This is a genomic window from Streptomyces sp. UNOC14_S4 (genome assembly GCF_020740835.1).
Classification (GTDB): domain Bacteria; phylum Actinomycetota; class Actinomycetes; order Streptomycetales; family Streptomycetaceae; genus Streptomyces.
In genome coordinates, this window is record NZ_JAINFC010000858.1 from 1 (window position 1) to 1775 (window position 1775).

At 74.1% G+C, this 1775-nt stretch carries 1 protein-coding gene; it reads right to left on the reverse strand.

Features of this window, described 5'->3' with window-relative positions; translation table 11 throughout:
* Positions 1–211: 211 nt before the first annotated feature.
* Entirely contained in the window at positions 212–1633 is a 1422-nt protein-coding gene (locus K6I34_RS36505) for a S41 family peptidase (RefSeq protein ID WP_229332321.1), read from the reverse strand.
* Positions 1634–1775 lie beyond the last annotated feature (142 nt).

Here is a 1775-nt window from a genome sequence, read left to right on the forward strand (position 1 = left end):
GGCTCCTCACTGAGGGGTGGGGCGCCTATGGGGGTGCCTCGTGAGCTGGGTAGGCGGCTGCGCGTCCGTTGTGGCTGGTCGCGCAGTTCCCCGCGCCCCTAAAGGGGCACGCCCCCCGGTTGTGGGCAGGCGTTCCGCACGGCGGAACGGGTGGGCACAACCGGACCACCGGGCCGCAACCGACCACGGGGTCCGGGGCGGAGCCCCGGCGTCAGTCGCGCAGGACGCGCAAGGCCTGCGGCAGGGCCGCGTCAGGGGAGACGGGGATCCCTGGGGGGATCCCCGCGCCGTCGTACGTCGTGCGGTGGTCCGTCGCGCTCACGTACTCCTCGTTCGGGAGCCAGAAGCGCCAGCCGTTGGGGAGGGTGCGTTCGAGGCGGTCGGAGAAGAGGCCCTGGGTGTTCTCGCCGATGACGGAGGGGGCGGGGCCGCGGCCCAGGAGGGCCTGGGTGAGGGTTTCGCCCGCGCTCATGGTGAGCCGTCCGGTGAGCACGGCCAGCGGGCCGGTGAAGACCGGTCCCGCGTGCGGCCGTACCGGAACCGGCTCGGAGGGGGTGAAGCGCCGCGGGTCGCGGGCGTCGTCCCGCGCGTGCTTGAGGTAGGCGGTGTACGGCCGTGCCGTGAGCCGCTCGGCGACGTCCAGGGCCAGGCGGTCGGAGCCGCCGCCGTTGAGCCGCAGGTCGAGGACGAGGCCGCGCAGGGCGTCCGGTCCGCTCGTGCGGGCGGTGGTGAAGACCTCGTCGAGCGCCTTGTGGAGCGTGGCCTGGTCGGCCTCGTAGTCGTTCCCCTTGGCGTACTGCGTGAACGCGGTGATGCGGAGGAAGCCGATCCGCCCGGGCAGCTCGGCGTAGGTGATCCTTCCGTCCGCCCAGGTCCGCTTGACGCCGGTGCGCGCGGCACCGGCCGCGTCGACCTCCTCCGCGACGGCCCGGTCGATGCGGGCGCGCTCCTTGTCGTCGGGGAGGACGGTGTCCTCGCGGATGCCGCTGAAGTAGCCCTCGGGGTGTTCGAGGTCGACGAGGCCGGTGTGCCCGTCGTGGAGGGGGCGGATCATGTCGGAGAGGACCGAGAACAGCTTCTCCGGGCTCGTCCGCTCCGTGACCTGGGGCCGGTAGCGGTCCCGGACGGCGTTCCAGTCGATGTGCCGGGCGGCGAAGAACGGGTAGTTCTCGGCGTACGTCTGCCAGAAGGTGTCGAAGACCTGCCGGGGGTCCGCGCCCGGATCCGGCCGGGTGGCGGGACGGCAGTTCGCGGGCAGCGCGGCGACGCGGCGCAGCGTCCGGTGGCCCACGGCGTCGGCGAACGCGAGCTCCGCCCGGTCCCGGCCCTTCGGGGTCACGGTGACGGGTGCCTCGCCATCCTGGTGGAAGGGGCCCGTGGTGCCCGTACGGGTGGCCTCCAGGCCGCCCGGCAGACAGCTCACCGACGTCGTCTCGTACGAGCGGAGCCGACGGCCCCCATCCTCCACGGTGAGGACCGTGCCGTAGCCGTCCATCCGCCACGTGCCGTCCCGCAGGGGCGCTCCGGTGCCGCGGGCGGCGGCCGTGGTGCCGGTGCCGACGGCGGAGGCCGTCAGGGCGACGGCGGTGAGGAGCAGCGCGGCGGCGCGGGGCGTACGGTTTCGGGCGGGCATACGGACCTCGGGGGAGTTCGGGGAGCGGATTCACGAAGGCAGGGGGAATCAGCGGCCTGACGTGCTGCGAACAGCCTGTTCCCCGTCGCGTCCCGGCACCATGGGGCGGTCACCCGGACCGGTGGTGGGGCTGTCCCCAGGG